This is a genomic window from Ruegeria sp. ANG-S4 (assembly GCF_000814005.1).
GTDB lineage: Bacteria > Pseudomonadota > Alphaproteobacteria > Rhodobacterales > Rhodobacteraceae > Ruegeria.
On sequence record NZ_JWLK01000006.1, the window covers coordinates 240,731 to 262,273 of the forward strand.

The 21,543-nt window shown below is 57.6% G+C and carries 20 protein-coding genes; 9 read left to right on the top strand and 11 right to left on the bottom strand.

The window, feature by feature from the left end:
- The first annotated feature begins 77 nt into the window (after nt 1–77).
- The 9 genes from pal to RA28_RS19050 all read left to right on the top strand — a co-directional run bounded on the left by pal (nt 78) and on the right by RA28_RS19050 (nt 9,439).
- Nucleotides 78–584: a peptidoglycan-associated lipoprotein Pal gene (pal, locus tag RA28_RS19010; protein WP_039532218.1), complete on the top strand. Its 507-nt coding sequence runs from the start codon at nt 78–80 to the stop codon at nt 582–584.
- A gap of 4 nt (nt 585–588) precedes the next feature.
- A complete protein-coding gene (gene ybgF / locus RA28_RS19015; protein ID WP_039532221.1) occupies nt 589–1,416 on the top strand; it encodes a tol-pal system protein YbgF in 828 nt (275 codons plus the stop codon).
- Nucleotides 1,413–2,666 carry a tRNA lysidine(34) synthetase TilS gene (gene tilS, locus RA28_RS19020; RefSeq protein ID WP_241481168.1) on the top strand — a complete coding sequence of 418 codons (1,254 nt, stop codon included), beginning with the start codon at nt 1,413–1,415 and terminating at the stop codon, nt 2,664–2,666. Before ybgF ends, tilS begins: the two co-directional genes overlap by 4 nt.
- 77 nt (nt 2,667–2,743) lie before the next feature.
- Nucleotides 2,744–4,660: an ATP-dependent zinc metalloprotease FtsH gene (gene ftsH, locus RA28_RS19025; protein ID WP_039532222.1), complete on the top strand. Its 1,917-nt coding sequence runs from the start codon at nt 2,744–2,746 to the stop codon at nt 4,658–4,660.
- A gap of 92 nt (nt 4,661–4,752) precedes the next feature.
- Nucleotides 4,753–5,337 (top strand): MOSC domain-containing protein, encoded by a 585-nt coding sequence (locus RA28_RS19030; protein ID WP_039532224.1) that lies wholly within the window; start codon nt 4,753–4,755, stop codon nt 5,335–5,337.
- Nucleotides 5,338–5,493: 156 nt separating this feature from the next.
- A complete protein-coding gene (locus RA28_RS19035) occupies nt 5,494–7,170 on the top strand; it encodes a formate--tetrahydrofolate ligase (RefSeq protein ID WP_039532226.1) in 1,677 nt (558 codons plus the stop codon).
- A 59-nt stretch (nt 7,171–7,229) separates the two neighbouring features.
- On the top strand, nt 7,230–7,535 hold the full coding sequence (locus RA28_RS19040) for a chorismate mutase (RefSeq protein WP_039532228.1): 306 nt from the start codon (nt 7,230–7,232) through the stop codon (nt 7,533–7,535).
- A gap of 56 nt (nt 7,536–7,591) precedes the next feature.
- Nucleotides 7,592–8,482 (top strand): bifunctional methylenetetrahydrofolate dehydrogenase/methenyltetrahydrofolate cyclohydrolase FolD, encoded by an 891-nt coding sequence (folD, locus tag RA28_RS19045; protein ID WP_039532230.1) that lies wholly within the window; start codon nt 7,592–7,594, stop codon nt 8,480–8,482.
- A gap of 327 nt (nt 8,483–8,809) precedes the next feature.
- The gene (locus RA28_RS19050) at nt 8,810–9,439 is read left to right on the top strand and encodes a LytTR family DNA-binding domain-containing protein (protein ID WP_082029869.1); all 630 of its coding nucleotides are present in this window, start codon (nt 8,810–8,812) and stop codon (nt 9,437–9,439) included.
- A 7-nt stretch (nt 9,440–9,446) separates the two neighbouring features.
- On the opposite strand, the gene pdeM is transcribed toward RA28_RS19050, so the two are convergent.
- The 11 genes from pdeM to RA28_RS19105 all read right to left on the bottom strand — a co-directional run bounded on the left by pdeM (nt 9,447) and on the right by RA28_RS19105 (nt 21,541).
- Nucleotides 9,447–10,109, bottom strand: coding sequence for a ligase-associated DNA damage response endonuclease PdeM (gene pdeM / locus RA28_RS19055; protein ID WP_039532234.1), 663 nt, complete (start codon nt 10,107–10,109; stop codon nt 9,447–9,449).
- A gap of 39 nt (nt 10,110–10,148) precedes the next feature.
- On the bottom strand, nt 10,149–12,560 hold the full coding sequence (locus RA28_RS19060; protein ID WP_039532236.1) for a ligase-associated DNA damage response DEXH box helicase: 2,412 nt from the start codon (nt 12,558–12,560) through the stop codon (nt 10,149–10,151).
- Nucleotides 12,561–12,600: 40 nt separating this feature from the next.
- Nucleotides 12,601–13,908 (bottom strand): ATP-binding protein, encoded by a 1,308-nt coding sequence (locus RA28_RS19065; protein ID WP_039532238.1) that lies wholly within the window; start codon nt 13,906–13,908, stop codon nt 12,601–12,603.
- A gap of 117 nt (nt 13,909–14,025) precedes the next feature.
- On the bottom strand, nt 14,026–14,571 hold the full coding sequence (locus RA28_RS19070) for a prepilin peptidase (protein ID WP_039532240.1): 546 nt from the start codon (nt 14,569–14,571) through the stop codon (nt 14,026–14,028).
- A 3-nt stretch (nt 14,572–14,574) separates the two neighbouring features.
- Nucleotides 14,575–15,426, bottom strand: coding sequence for a tetratricopeptide repeat protein (locus tag RA28_RS19075; RefSeq protein WP_039532242.1), 852 nt, complete (start codon nt 15,424–15,426; stop codon nt 14,575–14,577).
- Between the two features lie 30 nt (nt 15,427–15,456).
- Complete coding sequence (locus RA28_RS19080; RefSeq protein ID WP_039532244.1) at nt 15,457–16,026, bottom strand: tetratricopeptide repeat protein; 570 nt, start codon at nt 16,024–16,026, stop codon at nt 15,457–15,459.
- 4 nt (nt 16,027–16,030) lie between these two features.
- Nucleotides 16,031–17,029 carry a type II secretion system F family protein gene (locus tag RA28_RS19085; protein WP_039532255.1) on the bottom strand — a complete coding sequence of 333 codons (999 nt, stop codon included), beginning with the start codon at nt 17,027–17,029 and terminating at the stop codon, nt 16,031–16,033.
- 10 nt (nt 17,030–17,039) lie between these two features.
- The gene (locus RA28_RS19090; protein ID WP_039532257.1) at nt 17,040–18,008 is read right to left on the bottom strand and encodes a type II secretion system F family protein; all 969 of its coding nucleotides are present in this window, start codon (nt 18,006–18,008) and stop codon (nt 17,040–17,042) included.
- A 12-nt stretch (nt 18,009–18,020) separates the two neighbouring features.
- Complete coding sequence (locus tag RA28_RS19095; protein ID WP_039532259.1) at nt 18,021–19,457, bottom strand: CpaF family protein; 1,437 nt, start codon at nt 19,455–19,457, stop codon at nt 18,021–18,023.
- 17 nt (nt 19,458–19,474) lie between these two features.
- A complete protein-coding gene (locus tag RA28_RS19100; RefSeq protein ID WP_039532260.1) occupies nt 19,475–20,707 on the bottom strand; it encodes an AAA family ATPase in 1,233 nt (410 codons plus the stop codon).
- 210 nt (nt 20,708–20,917) lie between these two features.
- On the bottom strand, nt 20,918–21,541 hold the full coding sequence (locus RA28_RS19105) for an OmpA family protein (RefSeq protein WP_039532262.1): 624 nt from the start codon (nt 21,539–21,541) through the stop codon (nt 20,918–20,920).
- Between the last annotated feature and the right edge of the window lie 2 nt (nt 21,542–21,543).

The window sequence follows — 21,543 nt, forward strand, 5'->3', positions numbered from 1 at the left end:
GATGTGGGCGGCGTTCACAACAAACCTGCGCTGTGTTAGACAGTTGACAATAAACAAACGGAACACGAGGCACTGACATGAACCTTCTGAGCAAAGCGGCGGCGCTGGGCGCATTGGCCCTTATGGCCGCCTGTACCAACAACGATCCTTCCGCTTTGGGCGGAGGTGGTCCGGGCGGCACCGGAGCGCTTGTTCCGGGCTCACCAAGTGATCCACGCTCGCCTGCCTATTTTCAGCAGACAGTCGGGGACCGGGTGTTGTTCGAGGTGGACCAATCCACGTTGACACCTGCGGCACAGACTGTTTTGCAAGGTCAGGCAGAATGGCTGCTGGCCAACACAGATTTCATGGCCACAATTGAAGGTCATGCAGATGAACAGGGCACGCGCGAATACAACCTCGCCCTTGGCGCACGCCGGGCAAACGCGGCCCGTGAATACTTGATTTCGCGCGGCGTCGCGGGCAACCGTCTGCAAACGGTCAGCTACGGGAAAGAACGTCCAATCGAGATATGCAGCACCGAGGAATGTTATTCCAAAAACCGCCGTGCGGTGACGGTGCTTACCGGTTCAACCTTGGGGTAGGGCTATGAGACTTGCAGGATGGGTTCTGGCAGCGGCATTGTCCGCGGCAGGTATGGCGAAAGCGCAGGATCAACAGACTCTGGCTGACATTCGTCAGGAGTTGACGGTGCTTCACGTCGAAATTCAGCGTTTGAAACGCGAATTCTCGACGACCGGCACGCCAACAACGAATCTGTCCGGCAGTTCCGTACTTGAGCGTGTGGACGCGATCGAGGCCGAATTGCAGCGTCTGACCCGCCAGACCGAGCAGTTGAACCAGCGGGTGCAGAACGTTGTCACCGACGGAACGAACCGTATTGGTGACATGGAATTCCGGCTGTGCGAGCTGGAGACAGGCTGCGAAATCTCGGGTGAACCGACAAGCACGTTGGGCGGTGAAACCGCGGTAGCTGGCGGCGGTGCGGTGATCACACCGGCCACTCCGGAAAACACCGGTCAAATCGAACTTGCGGTAGGTGAGCAGGCGGATTTCGACACCGCCGCACAGGCACTTGCGGATGGAAACTTCCAATCCGCGGCCGACCTTTTCACTCAGTTCGATCAGTCTTATCCCGGCAGCCCACTTGCGCCCCAAGCAAACCTGCGACGTGGCCAGGCCTTGGAGGGCCTGGGTGACACCCGAGAAGCGGCGCGCGCCTTTCTGGCCAGTTTTACCGGCGACTCGGAAGGTCCGATGGCGCCGGAGGCCTTGTTCGAGTTGGGATCAGCACTGGGTCGACTGGGCCAAACCGACCAGGCCTGCATCACGCTGGGTGAAGTCGGAGTGCGATTTCCAGCCTCGGGTCCTGCCGCATCTGCTACACAGGAAATGGCGACACTGGGCTGTTCTTGACCACCGGCTTCGAAATGTTGCGCGACACGGTTCGGGCACATCTGCCCGAAACTCTGCCACCGCGCTTGGGTGTGGCCGTGTCGGGTGGCAGCGATTCGACGGCCCTGATGCATCTGATGGCGGACATCGCGCGTCGGGAAGGGATCGCACTTTTCGTCGCCACCGTCGATCATGGGCTGCGTGACGAGGCGGCGGACGAAGCCAAAGCCGTTGCCACGCAGGCGCAGGAATTGGCTCTCCCGCACGAGACTTTGCGTTGGCAAGGTTGGGACGGCCTAGGAAATCTGCAGGATCAGGCACGCCGCGCGCGGTATCGTCTTTTGACACAATGGGCCGAAGCACTTGGGCTTGGATCCATCGTTTTGGGGCACACCGCAGACGATCAGGCGGAAACGGTTCTGATGCGGCTGGCCCGGTCTTCTGGGGTTTCAGGCCTGTCGGGCATGGTTCACGTCCGTTCGCAGGGCAATGTCAGCTTGTTGCGCCCGATGTTGTCGGTCACCCGCGCCGAGTTGCGGAATAATCTGACCGACATCGGCGTCAAGTGGATTGAAGATCCATCGAATCGGGACATCAGGTTTGACAGGATCAAGGCGCGAAAGGCGCTTGAGCAGCTTGATCCCCTTGGGATTACGGCACAAACACTGACCGATGTCGCAGAAAATCTGGAACGGGCCCGAGAGGCGCTGGCGCAGTACGCGCAAGACTCCGCCCGTCAAATAATTCGCGTGGATGGCGGCGATCTGACAGTTGATCGTAAAGGCTTTGTTGGATTGCCAGAGGAAATCCGGCGCCGGATCATCATTGCCGCAGTGACTTGGATTGCGGGGCGCGACTACCCGCCACGGCAAAGCACCATTGATCGCGCACAACAGGCCTTGAGCGCAGGGCAAACCTTGCCCATTGGCGGCTGTTTGCTGGTCCCGGACAGGGAAAAGACGTGGATTTGCAGAGAGCTAAAGCCGGTTGGCGAGTTGGTGACGGGTGTGGCAGAGGCTTGGGATGACCGCTGGATCGTCACCGGTCCAGTACGCCCGAACGTCGAAGTCCGCGCGTTGGGCGAAAGCGGGATTTCGCAACTTTCGGACTGGCGAGATTTGGGAAAGCCTCGCAAGGTCCTATTGTCCTCACCAGCCGTCTGGTCCGGGGAGACGCTGTTGGCGGCTCCTTTGGCCGGACTGCCGGGTGAATGGCACGTAAAACTGTCCGACAAACGGCCAGAGTTCTTCGCGTCAATTTTATCGCATTGAACATGCTTCAATCATCTCTATTTTAAAGAGCAACCCCGGCAGACCCCCACCTGCCGAAACCGTTTGGGAGAATTTCCTTGGGCAACGCTCGTAACATCGCCTTCTGGGTCGTTTTGTTCCTGTTGATCCTTGCACTGTTCAATCTGTTCAGTGGATCGGGCGGAACGCTTCAGAATAATGAAAGAACCTATTCCGAATTCGTCAGCGCTGTAGACGCCGGAGATGTCACCAATGTGACGCTGGATGGCGAACAGATTCGCTATCGCACGAATGACAACCGCGACTATGTCACCATCAAGCCCGGCGATGCCGAGGTGACAAAGCTGTTGATTGACAAGAACATCCCCGTTCGGGCCGAAAAACAACAGCAATCCGGGTTCCAGTCGTTCCTGATCACGCTGCTGCCCTTCCTGCTGTTGATTGGCGTCTGGGTCTATTTCATGAACCGAATGCAAGGTGGCGGCAAAGGTGGTGCGATGGGCTTTGGCAAATCCAAGGCCAAAATGTTGACCGAAAAGCATGGTCGCGTGACCTTTGACGACGTGGCCGGCATTGATGAGGCCAAGGAAGAACTGGAAGAGATCGTGGAATTCCTGCGCAACCCGCAGAAATTCAGCCGCCTAGGTGGCAAGATCCCGAAAGGCGCGCTGCTGGTTGGCCCTCCGGGGACCGGTAAGACGCTGCTGGCCCGCGCGATTGCGGGCGAGGCGGGCGTGCCGTTCTTCACCATTTCGGGCTCGGATTTTGTCGAGATGTTCGTAGGTGTCGGTGCCTCCCGCGTACGTGACATGTTCGAACAGGCCAAAAAGAACGCCCCCTGTATCGTGTTCATCGACGAGATCGACGCCGTGGGCCGCCATCGTGGCGCTGGTTACGGCGGAGGGAACGATGAACGCGAACAGACGCTCAACCAGTTGCTGGTCGAGATGGACGGGTTCGAGGCCAATGAAGGCGTGATCATTCTGGCGGCCACCAACCGCAAGGATGTTCTGGACCCCGCGCTGCTGCGTCCGGGCCGGTTCGACCGCAATGTGACGGTCGGCAACCCCGACATCAAAGGTCGTGAGAAGATCTTGGGCGTACATGCGCGCAAAACGCCACTGGGCCCCGATGTCGATCTGCGTATCATCGCGCGTGGCACGCCCGGCTTCTCGGGTGCCGATCTGGCCAACCTCGTGAATGAAGCCGCACTGATGGCGGCTCGTGTAGGCCGTCGCTTTGTCACCATGGAAGATTTCGAGAACGCCAAGGACAAGGTGATGATGGGGGCCGAGCGCCGCTCGATGGTGCTGACTCAGGATCAAAAGGAAAAAACTGCGTACCACGAAGCTGGCCACGCGGTTGTCGGTATGACGCTTCCGCTTTGCGATCCGGTCTACAAGGCAACGATTATTCCGCGCGGTGGCGCGCTGGGCATGGTTGTCAGCCTGCCGGAAATGGATCAGTTGAATTATCACCGCGATGAATGTGAGCAGAAGCTGGCCATGACAATGGCGGGCAAAGCGGCAGAAGTCATTCGGTACGGTGAAGATCATGTCTCGAACGGCCCGGCAGGCGACATCATGCAAGCCAGCCAACTGGCGCGCGCGATGGTGATGCGCTGGGGCATGTCGGACAAGGTTGGCAACATCGACTACGCCGAAGCGCATGAGGGCTATCAGGGCAATACAGCCGGCTTTTCGGTGTCCGCTCATACCAAGGAGCTGATCGAGGAAGAGGTCAAGCGCCTGATCCAGCAGGGATATGAGCGCGCGCATGGCATTCTGACCGAGAAGAACGAAGAATGGGAGCGTCTGGCGCAGGGCTTGCTGGAATACGAAACCCTGACGGGGGACGAAATCAAGCGCGTCATGAATGGTGAGCCGCCCACGGCGGACGATGACGAAGGCGACAGCCCGGATGAGGGCAACGCACCAAGTGTCACGGCCATTCCCAAAACCAAGGCGAAAAAGTCGCCACCCGAGGGCGGGATGGAGCCCGAACCCACAACATAATTTTCAAGACCCGGGCGCTGTCCCGGGTCTTTTCATTTGGTGCGCGTAAGCCTTAGCTTCGGGCAAGTGTTGTGTGATCGAAAGGTAAGCTAATGCCAGTCCTGCGTGAGACGGAATTTGTGGCCGAAGTCGTCTGGTTGGGTCATGTACCCTTTGGCCAGTCATTGCGGGCCCAGAGCGTCGACTCGCTTGCCCTGGATTTTTCTGGCGACAGTGGGGCGCGTCATGAAGGTGTGAATCGGGCATCCTGCGTCAGGGTCAAAAACCTTTATCCGGTTGGCACGGAAATCCGCAACGTGCGCCAGTTGTCGATTTTGTCCGCCGAGGAGATGAGCATCATCGCGTCCGAACTTGGCTCGGAGAGCTTGGATCCCGCCTTTCTAGGGGCCAGCATTGTCCTTAAGGGAATTCCCGATTTCACCCATGTCCCGCCATCCTCCCGGCTGCAAATTGCCGACGGTCTGACACTGACCATCGACATGGAAAACCGCCCCTGCGTCCTGCCCGGGCGCGAGATCGAGGCCGACATCCCCGGCCACGGTGCGGCATTCAAACCGGCAGCAACAGGGCGACGCGGCGTGACGGCTTGGGTCGAACGGCCCGGTTCGGTGTCACTGGGTGACCGAATGGCCCTATACGTGCCAGATCAGCGCGGCTGGACGCCGTTAAGGGCCTGAGTTTCCGATTGTAGGCAGGCGAAAACCGGCAACGCCGTTTCGCGGCCTGATTATGTCGGAATTCATATCTATTGCGAGTGTGTACAATTGTATGGGTTGTCCAGCGCCGACGCCCATGCGTCGGTTTTGCACGGCATTCAATCAGGGACCCGGCCAATGAGCTACAAATCCGACATCGAAATCGCGCGCGAGGCGAATAAGAAGCCGATTCAGGAAATCGGCGCAAAGATTGGCATCTCGAGCGACGATCTACTGCCCTATGGCCACGACAAGGCGAAGGTCAGCCAGAATTTCATCAACTCGGTGCAGGACCGTGAAGATGGCAAGCTGATCCTTGTGACCGCGATCAACCCCACCCCGGCGGGCGAAGGCAAGACCACCACCACCGTTGGTCTGGGTGACGGTCTGAACGCCATCGGCAAGAACGCGATGATCTGCATTCGCGAAGCCTCGCTTGGCCCGAACTTCGGGATGAAGGGCGGCGCTGCGGGTGGCGGTTACGCGCAGGTTGTTCCGATGGAGGAAATGAACCTGCACTTCACCGGTGACTTCCACGCCATCACCAGCGCGCACTCGCTGCTGTCCGCGATGATCGACAACCATATCTACTGGGGCAACGAGGCCGAGATCGACACCCGCCGCGTTGCATGGCGTCGCGTTGTTGACATGAACGACCGTGCGCTGCGTCAGATCACGGCGTCTCTGGGTGGCGTATCGAACGGTTTCCCGCGTGAAGCAGGCTTTGACATCACCGTCGCGTCCGAGGTGATGGCGATCCTGTGTCTGGCCAACGACCTGAAAGACCTTGAAAAGCGCCTGGGCGACATCATCGTGGCTTACCGTCGCGACAAGACCCCGGTTTATTGCCGCGACATCAAGGCCGAAGGCGCCATGACCGTTCTGCTGAAAGACGCCATGCAGCCGAACCTTGTGCAGACGCTGGAAAACAACCCGGCCTTCGTTCACGGCGGTCCGTTCGCGAACATCGCACATGGCTGTAACTCGGTCATCGCAACCAAAACCGCGCTGAAGGTGGCCGACTATGTTGTTACCGAAGCCGGTTTCGGCGCCGACTTGGGCGCTGAAAAGTTCATGAACATCAAATGCCGTAAGGCGGGCATTGCCCCGTCGGCGGTTGTTCTGGTCGCCACGGTCCGCGCGATGAAGATGAACGGTGGTGTGGCCAAGGCCGATCTGGGTGCGGAAAACGTCGATGCGGTTCAGTCGGGCTGCGCAAACCTCGGGCGTCACATCGAAAACGTGAAATCCTTTGGCGTTCCCGTTGTGGTTGCCATCAACCACTTCGTCACCGACACTGACGACGAAGTTGAGGCGGTCAAGAACTACTGCGCCGATCATGGCGTCGAAGCGATCCTGTCGCGGCATTGGGAACTGGGTTCGGACGGCTCTGCCCCGTTGGCCGAGAAAGTGGTTGAAATCGTCGAGGGCGGCACTGCGAACTTCTCGCCGATCTACCCCGATGAAATGCCGCTGTTCGAAAAGATCGAAACCATCGCCAAGCGCATTTATCGCGCCGACGAGGTTCTGGCCGACAACAAGATCCGCAACCAACTGCGCGAGTGGGAAGATGCCGGTTACGGCAACCTGCCGGTCTGCATGGCGAAGACCCAGTACTCGTTCTCGACCGATCCGACCCTGCGCGGCGCACCCACCGGCCACTCGGTTCCTGTGCGTGAGGTTCGCCTGTCCGCCGGTGCCGGTTTCATCGTGGTTGTCTGCGGTGAGATCATGACCATGCCGGGTCTGCCCCGCAAACCGGCGGCTGAGACGATTCGCCTCAACGACGAAGGCCAGATCGAGGGCTTGTTCTAAGCGCCCGAATGATACATCTCGTGGTCCGGGGGCATCCCCCGGGCCGTGAGGAGATTGAAATGCCCACTCTGATACCGCCGCAAGACTGTCATTCGATGCAGGAATTGCGGCCTCAGATCGACCAGCTGGACCGCCAATTGATCGAGTTGTTGGTGACGCGCGCAGGCTACATTGACCGCGCGTCCGAGCTGAAACCCGGCGAGGGGCTTCCCGCCCGTATCCCGGATCGCGTCGAAGAGGTGGTGCAGCGCGTGCGAAAGCGGTCTGACGAGCTTGGGATGGACCCCGATCTTGCCGAAAGCCTCTGGCGCATCTTGATAGATTGGTCGATCGCGCGCGAAGAACGTGTGCTCGGCACCGAGTGACTGACTGACCGGGCGGCCTGTACGCCCGATCCGTTTTTGAAAGAAGGGATCGAAGAATGGTAGCCCAGGTTATTGACGGTAAGGCTTTTGCCGCAAAAGTGCGCGCGCAGGTGGCCGATCAGGTCGCCAAACTGAAAGAAGAGAGCGGGATAACTCCCGGCCTTGCCGTGGTTTTGGTGGGTGAAGACCCGGCAAGCCAGGTTTACGTACGCTCGAAAGGCAAGCAGACCGTCGAGGTCGGCATGAACTCTTATGAGCACAAGCTGGACGCCGAAACCTCGGAAGAAGACCTGCTGGCGTTGATCGACAAGCTGAACAACGATCCAGCCGTTCACGGCATTCTGGTCCAGCTGCCTCTGCCCAAACACCTGAACGAAGATCTGGTGATCAACTCGATCGATCCGGCAAAGGATGTTGACGGCTTTCATATTTCCAATGTCGGCCTGCTGGGTACAGGGCAAAAGTCGATGGTTCCGTGCACACCGCTGGGCTGCCTGATGATGCTGCGCGACCATCATGGGTCATTGTCGGGAATGGACGCGGTGGTCATTGGCCGCTCGAACATTGTCGGCAAGCCGATGGCGCAACTTCTGCTGGGTGACAGCTGCACCGTGACAATCGCGCATTCGCGCACAAAGGACCTGCCCGACGTGGTACGGCGCGCGGATATTGTTGTGGCGGCTGTTGGTCGCCCCGAGATGGTGCCGGGTGACTGGATCAAGGAAGGCGCCACCGTGATCGATGTAGGCATCAACCGGATTGAGCGCGACGGTAAGAACAAGCTGGTCGGCGACGTTGATTATGCCAGCGCGGCTGAGCGTGCAGGTGCCATCACCCCGGTGCCTGGCGGTGTCGGTCCGATGACGATTGCCTGCCTGCTGGCCAATACTCTGACCGCGTGTTGCCGCGCCAATGGCCTGCCCGAGCCGGAAGGCCTCACTGCCTAGTTCGACGGTGCGTTCTTAGTATCGGAAAATTTGAAAGGGGCTGAAAGGCGAGCGCGCTTTTCAGCCCCTTTTTGTTGTGTTCACACTTCTATGAGTTCGCGCAATTGAGGCTTTGACTGACCACAAACGAGTGATAAGCATTAATTCCCAAATGGTTAGGTCGAAAGAGGCAGGCCGAAACTGATCAGGCTGAATTCGGGAAGGCGTGTGGTAACAAGTTTTAAGTCCGTGGCGGAGCGTGTTCTTGCCCTGTGCAGCCCACAACGCGTGGTTGCGGGTCTCGTTTTCATTCCACTTTTGGCGTTTTCATTTGCCCCTTTTCGGGACATGGCGCTGTCTTTTCCGCAACGGCTTGTTTTCTGGACCGGTGTCATGGCCCTCGCGCTTGCAGTAACCTGGGCAGCGGGACGGTTGGTTCATATGCGTTTGCATCAACGTGGGGTGATCATTCGGGATGCCGTATTCGCCATTGTGATTCTAACTCTGTTTGCGCCTGCCTTGTGGGTGTTTGCTTGGTTGGTGTTTTCTTTCGGCGGGCAGGATGCGCCAAGCCTCTCGACAGTTCTTCCTTACGGAGCGCTCTTTGCAACCGGTCTGTTGTTGATCCGACATCGGGAGTTTGAAGCTGTTGAGCCCCCTCAGCCGCACCCGAGGCTTTACCAACGTTTGCCCGAGGGGTTCAGCGGTCAAGTCTACCGCCTGACAGTCAGAAATCACCATGTTGACGTTGTGACTTCCCAAGGCACGTTTACAATCCGATCAAGGTTCACTGACGCAATTGCCGAGATGGAACCTGAACCCGGTCACTGCGCACACCGATCACATTGGGTGACACGGGCGGCCATTGCCGAGGTTAAACGGCAAAAGGGCAAGACCTTTCTGCTGCTATGCAACGGTGATGAAGTCCCCGTCAGCCGAAAGTACCATCCCGGGCTGGAAGAGGCGGGCGTCGTTTAGCAACAACTCATCGCGGCATTGGCAGAACGCGTGGCTGCGCACCCGTAAGAATGGCTCTGGCGTTAGGCTCCATCAGCGTGGCAAGCGCGTCTTCCGAGCTGAAAAGACCTCCGGTATAGGTGCCATAGGCGGGCAGTATAAGGCGCTTGCGATCCACCAGAAATGCGGAACGGGTGATCGAACGCCCCCGCGTTTGCACCTTGGCTTTGGGGTGATAGTGGCCCGAGATTTCCCCGCAGCCGTCCGGCTGTGCGATATGGCGAAAGGTCAGCGGGCCACAGGTCCACTCTGCCAAATGCGCGCCGCCCAGATCAACCGGGCCGGGGTCATGGTTGCCCTCGATCCAGATCCAGCGACGCCCCGCTTGCAGCACCGTGATTTGCATCCGGTCATCTGGTGTCAGCGCTTGTGATGCATCGAGATCGTCAAAACTATCCCCAAGGCACACAACGGTCGTTGCTGCGCTGACGTCCAGATCAGTTGCCAACCGCGTCAGCGTCTCGCGGCTGTCATATGGGGGCAGAACCTGACCACTGCGCCGCGCAATCCGCTCGGACTTGCCCAGATGCAAATCTGAAACACATAACAAGCGCTGGTCCGGCCACCAAAGCGCGCCGGTGCCAAAGGCCGACAACCTTTGCCCACTGAATTCAAAATCGCAAGCGTTCATGGTCTGTTCTTCGCGCGTTCCCGACCGCTTTGCAAGGGCTCAATCAGGAACCAATCCAGCCTCTTGCAGAAGGCGCGCACTTTCTTCGGCCAACAGACGTTCCTCGGCGGCTCCTTTGACGGGTACTTTCCCGACTTCAAGAAACAACGGTGCCGAAAGGGGAGAAAGTCGATCCAGGCGAAGTAGATCAATCCGCCCCTCGATCCGCGCAAGCATTTCCTCAATCCGTCCGAAGTCGACCAGCCCGCGCATCGCTTCTTCGCGCGTTATCTGCATCAATAAATGGTCCGGGTCGTACTTCAAAAGCGTATCGTACAAAATATCGGACGAGAATGTCGCTTGCCGTCCGCTTTTGCGCTGCCCGCCAGTGTTCCGTTCGATCAACCCGGCGATTGTGGCCGAGGCGCGAAATGTGCGTTTCATTACCGCATTGCCAGCTAACCATGTTTCCAAACCCTCCCGCAGCGCCTTGGGTTCAAACAGCGGGCGGGGGTCTGTAACGGCATCCAAGCCCCAAATCAGTGTGGCATAATCGGTGGCGACAAACCCCAAAGGGGCCAGCCCGGTTTCTTCCATGCGTTTCGTCAACAACAAACCAAGCGTTTGCTGTGCATTGCGACCGGCAAAGCCATACACGCAAAGATGCTCGCGCCCGTCGCTGGGAAAGCTTTCGACCAGCAGGCGATCGCGGCGCGGCAGGCGGGAAATGCTGCGTTGCAACGCCAACCACTCGGCTGTGTGACGCGGAAGTTGGGACCAATCCGGTTGGGCAAACATACGCAGGATACGGTCGCTAAGTTGCGTTGAAGTGGCAAATTTCGTGCCCGAAAATGTTGCGATCTTGGGCTTGCGGTCGGCGCGGCGGCTGACCTCGACCACCATTTCGCGCAGCCCCTCGTATCGGACGATCTGGCCGCCAATCAAAAAGGTATCGCCGGGTGTCAATGAGGCGGCAAACGCCTCTTCAACCTCACCCAGCGGCTTTCCCCCGCGATTGCGTTTCAGTCGGACCTTTAGTGTATCGGTGTCCTGTATCGTGCCCAAATTCATGCGAATGCGTTGCGCCGCGCGCGGGTCGCGCAGTTGCCAGTTCCCATCCGGGCGTTTTTGTAGGCGCTGCCACCGGTCATAGGCACGCAAAGCGTACCCACCGGTTGCACAAAACTCCAAACAAGCATCAAATTCAGAGCGTCTGAGCCCTGCGTAGGGTCCGGCTGAGGCAAGTTCTGCAAACAGTGTATCCGCGTTAAACGGGCCGGCAGCAGCCGCGATCAGGATATGCTGGCATAGCACGTCGCGCGGACCGGGGCCGCGGGGATCACCGTCCAACTCATGCGCTTTTGCAGCTTCAAGGGCCGCCACGCATTCGACCACTTCGAACCGATTGGCAGGTACCAGCAGGGCCTTTGACGGTGCATTGTACTTATGGTTCGCGCGGCCAATCCGCTGAACCAACCGCTTTACGTTCTTTGGGGCCCCGATCTGGATCACCAGATCGACATCGCCCCAGTCGATGCCCAGATCAAGACTGCCGGTGCAGACGATGGCCCGCAGGTCACCGCGCACCATTGCGGCCTCAACCCGCTCTCTCTGTTGCCTGTCCAAACTGCCGTGGTGGATCCCGATAGGCAGAGCGTCTTCATTGGCAAGCCAGAGATTGTGAAAGAAAATCTCGGCCTGGGCACGGGTGTTGTGAAATATCAGCGTGGTTTTGTGCCGTCTGATCTGTTCCAGAACTGCGGGGATCGCATAGGCTGCGCCGCCACCGGACCACGGCGGCATTTCCTCTGTTTCGAGCATCCGGATATCAGGGTCAGGACCGGGATCTGCCTGAATGACGCGACAAGGGTCCGGGTGCCGGGCCAGCAACCGGGCGATGGCTTCGGGGTCCTCGACAGTTGCAGACAGGCCAACCCGGCGCAATGTCGGACGCAGACTTTGCAGCCGTGCCAACGCAAGCATCAATTGATCTCCGCGTTTGCTTTCTGCAAGCGCATGAATTTCATCAACGATGACGCGCTCGACACCCTGAAACATGTGCTGCGCGTCCTCGTATGAGGTCAACAAAGCAAGGCTTTCGGGCGTGGTCAGCAGAATATGCGGGGGGTCCGCACGCTGGCGTTTCTTTTGTGTGGCCGAGGTGTCGCCTGTTCTGTCCTCAATCCGAATTGGCAGGCCGATTTCGTCCACCGGGATGCGCAGATTGCGCCGGATGTCAGCCGCCAGGGCCTTGAGCGGTGAGACATAAATTGTGTGAAGGCCAGAATGTGTGCCACCTGCCAGTTCGGCCAAAGACGGGAGAAAACCCGCCATGGTCTTGCCACCACCGGTCGGCGCGATCAGCACCGTCGCCGGGTCAATTGCCCGGTCGAACATTTCCTGCTGATGCGGATGGATGGACCAGTCTTTGGTGCTAAACCAATCGACGATCCGGTCGGGAATCTGCGTCATGAACGCAGATTACCCGTCTCAAGGCCGGAATGGCATGGCGTTATTTTACGATTTTTTCGTCTTTGACGAACATGTTGGCCCAGGCGCGATCAATCAAATCGGGGCTCATCTGATAGGGGATACCCTCAAACTCGCAAATTGAAATCATCTGGTCGATCAGGAAGATCGGCTGATAGTTCGCGTAAATATTGTTGATGGTCGGATATTTGACCTTCAACAGGTGCACCAACGCGGACTCGTCCAGCGGCATGCCGCGTTTGCGGGCCACCATGGCGAAGATTTTCAAGAAGTTCTCTTGGTTCGGGCCGTCGATCTTGATCTTGAAGAAGATCCGGCGCAGGGCCGCTTGGTCAAAGATTTCGTTCGGATGGAAGTTGGTCGAGAAGATGACCAGTGTATCGAAAGGAACTTCGAACTTCTCGCCGGACTGCAGACCGAGAATGTCCTTGCTTTCTTCCAGCGGAACAATCCAGCGGTTGATGAGTGCCTGCGGCGGCTCTTGCTGACGACCAAGGTCGTCCACGATAAAGATGCCGCCGGTTGATTTCAGCTGCAGCGGCGCCTGATACGTCCGTGCGGTAGGATTGTAGACCAAGTCCAACATGCTCAACGACAATTCACCACCGGTTACCACGGTTGGGCGCTCGCACTGCACATACCGCGTGTCGAACCGCTTGCGCCGCCGCAGGCTGTTTGGGTCGTCGGCTTCCTGCTCGATCGCGGTGTGAACGATCGGGTCGTAGACGGTGATCACCTGACCGGCATATTCAATCGCGCGCGGCACATAGACGTTGTCACCCAGCGCATCACGAATTCCGTTCGAGATCGAAGACTTACCATTCCCCGGAGGGCCATACATCAGGATTGAACGACCCGCGCTGACCGCGGGACCCAGATGATCCAGAAGGCTGTCTGGAAGAACCAGATGCCCCATCGCGCCGACCAATTGATCACGCGTGACCTGAATATTGCGGATTGACTGACGTTTGACCTGTTCTCGATAGACTTCAAGCGGGACGGGCATGGCCCCGAAATACTCGGACTGGCTGAGCGCATCCAACGCACGGGCTTTCCCGGCGTCGGTCAGCTGGTATCCCATTTCATTGCCGCTGTTGGCGTTCAGCGTACCTGTCGCCTCAAGCAGTTTTTGCTCGCGCGCCATGTCGACCAGTTCCTGCGTCACTGAGCCGGGCAGGCAAACCGCCTCGGCGATTTCTGACACGATATCAACGTTCTTGCGGAAGATCGTTTTTAAAAGAATGTCCCGCATCATCACCAGCGGAAGCCGCATTTCAGCCAGACCCTTGGGGGCAGGGGGGGCAATAACGGAACTGTTTTGCATATTCATGAGCGTTGCTCGTCTATCCACATATCACGCCAAATGCCCAAAGTCGGGCTTCTTGCCCAAAATTTGGCCCGCCTTTGTGGCAGCACCAAGGCACAGGCGTGGCGCACAGATGATTGTTTACGAGCCGTAAATAATGCCCAAAATCAGATACATGCTAAGGCACCCGGCAAGAGTTAACCCCATCGGGAACTTTTTGCCGCGGTCCCAGCTTTTCCAATGCGGGGCAATCTGGCGCAAGGCCGTATGCTTGGCCAGACGATGAGCAGCGACCGAGCCCAGTGTTGAGGCCATCAATATCATCATGACGGCCAGGAAATCTCCGGTCCAAATGAACGGTGAAGCGGCAGCGCAGAACTTGGCATCGCCAGCCCCCATGGCCCCGGCAGCGTTCAAAATGATCCCCACAAGCAAAACCACGGGCACATGCAGCAGATGCCATGCGTAAGTCGGCAAAGCGAATGACACCGGTCCAAAACTGCCCGGTGCCCACGGGCCGCTCCAGGGCGGCAGCACAAACAGGCCGACCACGACAAAAACCAGCAGCAATGCCTTGACCGCATGGTTTTTGATCCGCATCTCGCGCATATCTGTGAACGCGACGTACAGGCAGATCGGCAGCACGAATGGCAAAAACCACGCGGCCGCCGCTGCGGGGATTGTCATGAATCAGGCTTCCTCAAGCGCGCGCAATGACCGAACAGCTTCGTCGTAATGCCGTGGATGCGTCGCGATGGCCTCGCGGAACAGGTTCTTTGCCGTGTTGAGATCGCCCTGCTTGACGGCGGAAATTCCCATCGTGTTCAACAGTTGGGCGCGCTCGACCTGGTTCATTGGGATAACCGGCATACCGTAATTGCCCTGCGCGCTGCGGACCAGAACCAGATTGTTCTTTGCGGTGAACAGGGTCTTGTCCTGACGGATCGCCTCGGTGAACAGGCGCTCGGCCTCGGCGTATTGGCCACGTGTCATCTTGGAATAACCCCAGTTATTCATGACACCAGCGGGCCGCGTTGTCAGGCCGACAGCAGTTTCATAGAAATGGTCCGCTCGCTTCCAATCCTGTCTGGAGTCGGCGACCAGGGCTTCCAGCCTGTAGCGCTTGAATGTTTCGTAAGTTGGCGGGATTTTGTCCAGCGTCGCCTTGGCTTTGGTCCAATCGCCACTGCGCACCAGTGCGTCGGCGTATTCGACCTTATCGGCGTTGTTGGTGCCACTCATTTCCGTGACGCGTTTCCAAGCGGCCGAGGCCTCGGTATTGCGCTTTGCGCGGGTCAGGCTGATGGCAAGACCCCGTTGCAAGTCGATGCGATCGGGGTTTTTCTGGACTGCGCCGTGGAAATAAGTCACCGCCTCATTCGGGTCTGCGGCGGTCAAAAGCACTTCGTTCAGGTTCGTTTCGTCGATGACGTTGACTTCCTGAAAGGTGCGTTCAACCTTTTCTTCCTCGGTTTCTTTTGCGCAAGCGGACAGGATAACCCCACACGCAACGACAGTCGGAATCAAGAAGGGGTGGCGCATTTTTGCGTCCTTTACTGCTCTTAACCTCTGTTACTGGTTTTTGCGCAGCACGTATTCGCCGTCACCACGCCGTTCCAGCTCAAATTCTTGTTCTTGTGGCGTATTATTAACAGGATTTTCCATTTTTGCGAGTGCTAACCGCAGATTGTCGCGGATTGCGTCACTTTCGCCATTGTCCAATGCGTAAGCCCGCCGAAACACCTGCGCAGCTTCGGAATACTGGCCGGTTTCCACCAGAAAGACACCAAGGTTGTTCCACGCCACAGGCCATTCTGGATCGTCTTCAACGGCGCGGCGCAGAAGGGGTTCGGCCTGCCCGATGCGTCGCAAACCCAGGTTTGCGGTTCCAAGCGACGTCAGGATTTGCGGGGTCATACCCTGTTCCAACGCGGCCCGGGTAAACGCCTCGAGCGCAAGTTCGTATTCTCCGGCGGTCATAAGCCTGTTGCCGACCGTCACTTGGTCGACATTTGGATTGTCCAGATCGACGCCCGGAGCGAACGGGTTCTCCGGCAAGCTCGGTTCCGTGCAAGAAGCCACCAGGGCAAGAACCGTGGTGGCTTTGAGAATTTTGCGCAGGGCGCGACCTGCTGACTTCATGTGTTTATCCGCCAACTCCCGGGCCGGCACCGCTACCGAAGTCCATGATGCCTTTGGCCGAAGGACCGACTAGGATCAGCAGAAGCGGGGGAACCGTCAGCATCATTGTCGCAAGTGTCATTTTGGTTGGCAACTTATTCGCGGCCTCTTCCGCCCGCATGACACGCTTGTCCCGCATCTCACCGGCGTAAACCCGCAATGCTTCGGCAATGGATGTGCCGAAAGTTGCCGACTGAATCATCACCGTCACAAAGGCGCTGACATCCTGCACGCCGCACCGTGTTGCAAAGTCGCGCAGGACCGAATCCTTTTCCTTACCCGCTTTCATCTCATAAGCCACAACCTCGAACTCGGTTGCGATGTCGGGATAGGATGCTTTCATCTCGGACGCCACCCGAACGATAGCTTGGTCAAGGGACTGACCCGCTTCGACGCAAACCAGCATCAGGTCGAGCGTGTCCGGGAACCCTGCCGTGATTGCTTCTTGACGTTCGGCGACGCGGCGCGTGATCCAGTATTTCGGGATAAAGTACCCGATGGCCCCCGGTACCAACAGGCGAATTCCGATTTGCGTCCCGTCAAACTCCTGTTCGCCGGCAAACACCGTGACAAGCAATACGCCAATCAAAAGACCGATGATGCCCAAAGCAAATTGCGAAAAGTGAAAGAAGCGAACTGCGTCCTTGGATTGATACCCCGCTTGTCGAAGCTTGAGCTGAACCGCGGAGTATTCTTCCTTGTCTTTCGGCTCCAGGAACGTTGCAAACTTTTCCAGTTGCTCGTTTTGACCGGCCTGGCGCAGGCGTTCTTTCTTTTCTTTCTTGCCTTTCTTCGGCGCGGTTGTTGACCGTTGCAGTTTCTTCAGCGGGTCCTCGGGCTGATTCAGCATCAGCGGAACCGTAACGAGGATCATGAACAACCCAAGCACACCAACCACGATCAATGGGCCGAATTCGCCGAGATTCTCGGTCAGGAAGGTGTTGATTGAAGACAGAAATTCCATGGCAGCACCCTCAGACTTTGATATTTGTCAGGATTTTCATGACGATAATGTTCAGAGTCAGCATGATCCCAACAAAGAAACAGGCCGGAATGAAATACGGTTCATTCATGACGTCTTCGTAGTAATTCGGGTCTTTGACCAGAATGAAAACCAAGCAGGCCAATGGGAAGCCCGACAAGAACTTACCGGACCACTGGGCCTCAGCCGTAATGGCTTTGACACGGCGGAACAGGCGGAACCGCGCGCGGATAACCTTGGCCAACCCGGCCAAAATCTCGGCGAGGTTACCGCCTGATTGCTGCTGGATCGACACGGCGACCGCGAGGAAGCGCAAGTCCTGCATGTCCAAACGCTCGGCCATGTCCTTTAGGGCTTCGCCCACATCGCGGCCATAAGCGACCTCGTCCGAGATCACGCCAAATTCAGTTGCCAACGGATCTTCGACTTCGGAGGCCACGATTTGGACCGAAGATACGAACGGGTTACCCACGCGCAGGGACCGAACCATCAGTTCAACGGCGTCCGGCAACTGCTCTTCGATCAAGCCCATTCGTTTCTTGGCCTTGTTGTTGACCCATGCGTACACGGCGCCGATGCCAATCGCCCCGGACAGCGCCGCCCGCAACACCGTGTCGGTGGCTGTCGCAACGCTGAGCGCCATGAAGGCAAGGCCAGACACAAGGATCATGATCATGATCAATTGCTTAGGACTGAAGGCTATCGCCGCTTTCTGTGCCTTGTCTGCAAGCAGCGAGTAGAGCGGTATGCTCTGGGTTTTCATATGCTGCTGCATTTCCTTGCGCAGCTGTTCCAGAACCTCTTCCCGACCGACGCCCTTGTCGATCATATCCAAACGGCGGTTAACGCGACTGTTCAGACTGATCGATTTACCGAAAGCGACCAGATAGATGCCCTCTACAAGCAGTAGAACCGCAACAAAGATAACGACGTAGATAAGTGCCTCGACCGGCAATGTCATAACAATAGTCTCCTACATCGTCGTTGGATCGTAGATCGAAGCTGGCAAATCAAAGCCCCACAGACGGAACCGTTCCGAGAAGTGGCTGCGCACGCCCGTCGCGGTGAAATGACCGATGATCTTGTTGTCCGGTGTCAGGCCAACACGCTGAAACTTAAAGATTTCTTGCATTGAGATGACATCGCCTTCCATCCCGGTAATCTCGGTGATCGAGGTCATGCGGCGTGAACCATCTTGCAGACGGCTTGCCTGCACAATCAGGTTCACAGCGCTCGAGATCTGGCTGCGAACCGCCTTGATCGGCATCTCGATCCCGGCCATCGCGATCATGTTTTCCAGACGCGAAATCCCGTCACGGGCCGAGTTGGCGTGGATTGTGGTCATCGAGCCATCGTGGCCGGTGTTCATGGCCTGCAGCATGTCGATCACTTCGGCGCCACGCGTCTCGCCCACGATGATGCGGTCGGGGCGCATACGCAGGGCGTTTTTCAGACAGTCGCGCGGGCTGACTTCACCTTTGCCTTCCACGTTGGGCGGGCGGCTTTCCATCCGTCCCACATGGGTCTGTTGCAGCTGAAGTTCCGCCGTATCCTCGATCGTCAGGATGCGCTCGGCGTCGTCGATGAAGCTGGACAAGGCGTTCAGCGTAGTTGTTTTACCAGAACCGGTACCGCCCGAAACGATGATATTCAGCCGGGTCGACACGGCGGCTTGAAGATAGGCGGCCATTTCTTCGGTAAACGCGCCGAAATTGACCAGATCATCAATACCCAGCTTGTCTTTTTTGAACTTACGAATGGAAACAAGCGAACCATCCACCGCGATCGGCGGAACCATTGCGTTGAAACGCGAGCCGTCAGCCAGACGGGCGTCAACATAAGGGTTTGATTCATCGACGCGACGACCCACGGCGGACACGATCTTGTCGATGATCCGCATAAGGTGTTTTTCGTCTTTGAACGTAATATCGCTGAGCTCCAGTTTACCGGCGCGTTCAACAAAAATCTGCTGGGGACCGTTTACCAGAATATCGTTCACGGAATCGTCTTGAAGCAGGGTCTCCAGCGGACCCAACCCGGTGACTTCGTCATACAGCTCCTTGTTCAACTGCGTGCGGTCTTCCCGGTTCAGAACTATGTTCCGCGATTCCAGAATTTCGCCCGAGATCGCGCTGATTTCAGTCCGCAATTCAGTCTCGGCGGCGTTTTCCAAGGCTGCAAGGTTCAGGTTTTCCAGCAGTTCGCGATGCAATTCCTGCTTGATCTCGCCCAAACGCTCCTTGCGTTTGCGATCCCGGTCGTTGCCTACGACTTCGGCAGCTTTTTTGTTCAACGGCTTGCGTGCCACCGCAGTGGTCGAGGCAGCCGGCTCAGGTGCCGAGGTTGGCGCGGCCTTCGGAGCCTCGGACTTTACTGGCTGAGCAGGTTCTTTTTTGTATCGTGAAAACACGGCAGCTCTCCCTCGTGTTACGCAGCCTCGGCGCTGTTGCTGCCCAGGCTATGCAGCGATTGCGCCAGCTTTGCGATTTCGCGACGCAGCGGATTCTTGGCCGCGGAATTGGCCAGCGGCAGACCGTGATCGCCGCTTTGCATGACTTGCTTGCCACCATCGGGCAGGTGCAGGTCAATTGAGATGCCCAGGCTTTCGCCCATACGTTTGACCCGGCTTTTGCCATTGAGATCGGTGAACTTCGGCGCGCGGTTCATTGCGAAGCGCAACTTGTTGAAAGGCAGTTCCTCGGCCTGCAACGCCCGCTTCATACGAAGTGCGTTCTGGGCCGAGCGCATGTCCAATTCCAACATCGCAAAATAGACATGAGCGGCTTGAAGTACGGTTTCCGACCAATGCACCAGCGTTTTCGGCATGTCGACGACGACATAGTCAAATTGGCTTCGGGCTGTATCGATTACCTTTTGGATGTCTTCGGGTGTGATGATGTCCAGTGGGACCATATCGGAAGGCGCGGTCAGAACCTGCAGCTTTTCGTCGAAGGTTTGCAGTGCCTGGCCGAAAGATTCCTCATCCATCGAAGCGGTGTCTGACAGCATCTCGAAAACCGCTTCGTGGCGCGGCAGGTCAAGATAGGTCGAGACAGTGCCATACTGCATGTCCAGATCAATGATGCAGACTTTGGGCGCGTCTTTGTCCGAGACCGTCGCAAGTTCCCAGGCAAGGTTAACAGCCAAGGTTGTTGCGCCTACGCCACCCGCCAGACCGTGGACAACGAACAAGGCACCTTCCTTTGATTCGCCCTGAGACATCGAAACCGCTGCCTGCGGAACCGCAACAGGCTCAGGCTTATTCATGCGATCGATGGCTTCCTGCAATTCGTTTTCCGGCAGCGGGTAGGGGACAAACTCGTCGGCACCTTTGCGCAGCAGTTGATGCAGCGAAGCAGGCGTTACATCTTCTGCGATCAGAACGACCTTGATGCCCTTTTCCTTGGCCTGCGTGATGATCTCGCCCATCAAGGTCAGGTTGTCTTCGTCCTCTCCATCCAGCGCAAGTGCCACGAATTGCAGAGAATCTGCCTCGGGCTGGCTGAAGAAAGCAAGCGCCTCGGCAAATCCAAGATCTCCCCAACGCTCGCCCAGGGCAGCTTCCATATCTTCGATCAACAGGTCGAAGTTCTGGACATCCCGGCTGATGGTGCAGGCCAGGATGGCGGTGTTTTCGTCTTGCGGCGTTGCGCTCGTCATTTACTCAATCCTCGTCGAGAGGGCTGAACAAACCGTACGAACGTGAAAGGAGCTGTTCTGATTTGCTGTCGCCCTGTGCGGTCAATTCTGGCCGCAGGTCACCCAATTGTTCGCAACGTCGCTTGGAAGTTGGGCAAGAATTGGGCGCAAAAGAACCAATTGTAGGGAAACGGGCGACGATGCCGCCCGAATTCTGCTTATTGTTCCGAGTTATTCGTCAGACGCGCTGGCGTCTTCGCGCTGGATATAGCTCGCTCGAGTAGCGCTTTCGACATACTCGCGATAGACAACCTCGGCATACTTGCCGTCCAGAATGTTGCGGTGATTGTCAACAAAGCCGGATACTTCGGTCACGGTACGGCGATTGCGGCGATCACGCTGCTGGGTGGCGATCAACGGCCGTGTTTTCCCAAAAGAAACAACCGCTTCCAGCCTTGAGCGAGAGATGCCCTGGCGTGTCAGGAAGGCCACTGCTGCATTTGCGCGACGCAGGCCCAGAGCATTGTTGTAGGCTTGCGAACCAACAGCATCCGTATGTCCGTAGACGCGGAAACGGGCTTCGGGGAACTGTTTGATCCAGGCGGCCTGCTGCAACAGGATCCTTTGCGCCGACTCATCCAACTGTGCACTGTCAAAGGCAAAGTTGATTTGGCTCGGGACCTCGGCTGCGAATCGCTGGGCCAGGATCTGGCCGTAGCTCAATTCGCCGTTCAGGACCTGGATGTTGTTCAGCGTCGCATTCCCGAATGCGCCCTGGTCGATTTCGTAACCGGCCTCGCGCGTGCAACCCGCGACAGCGACTGAAAGACCCAGTGTTATAAACAACTTATACATTG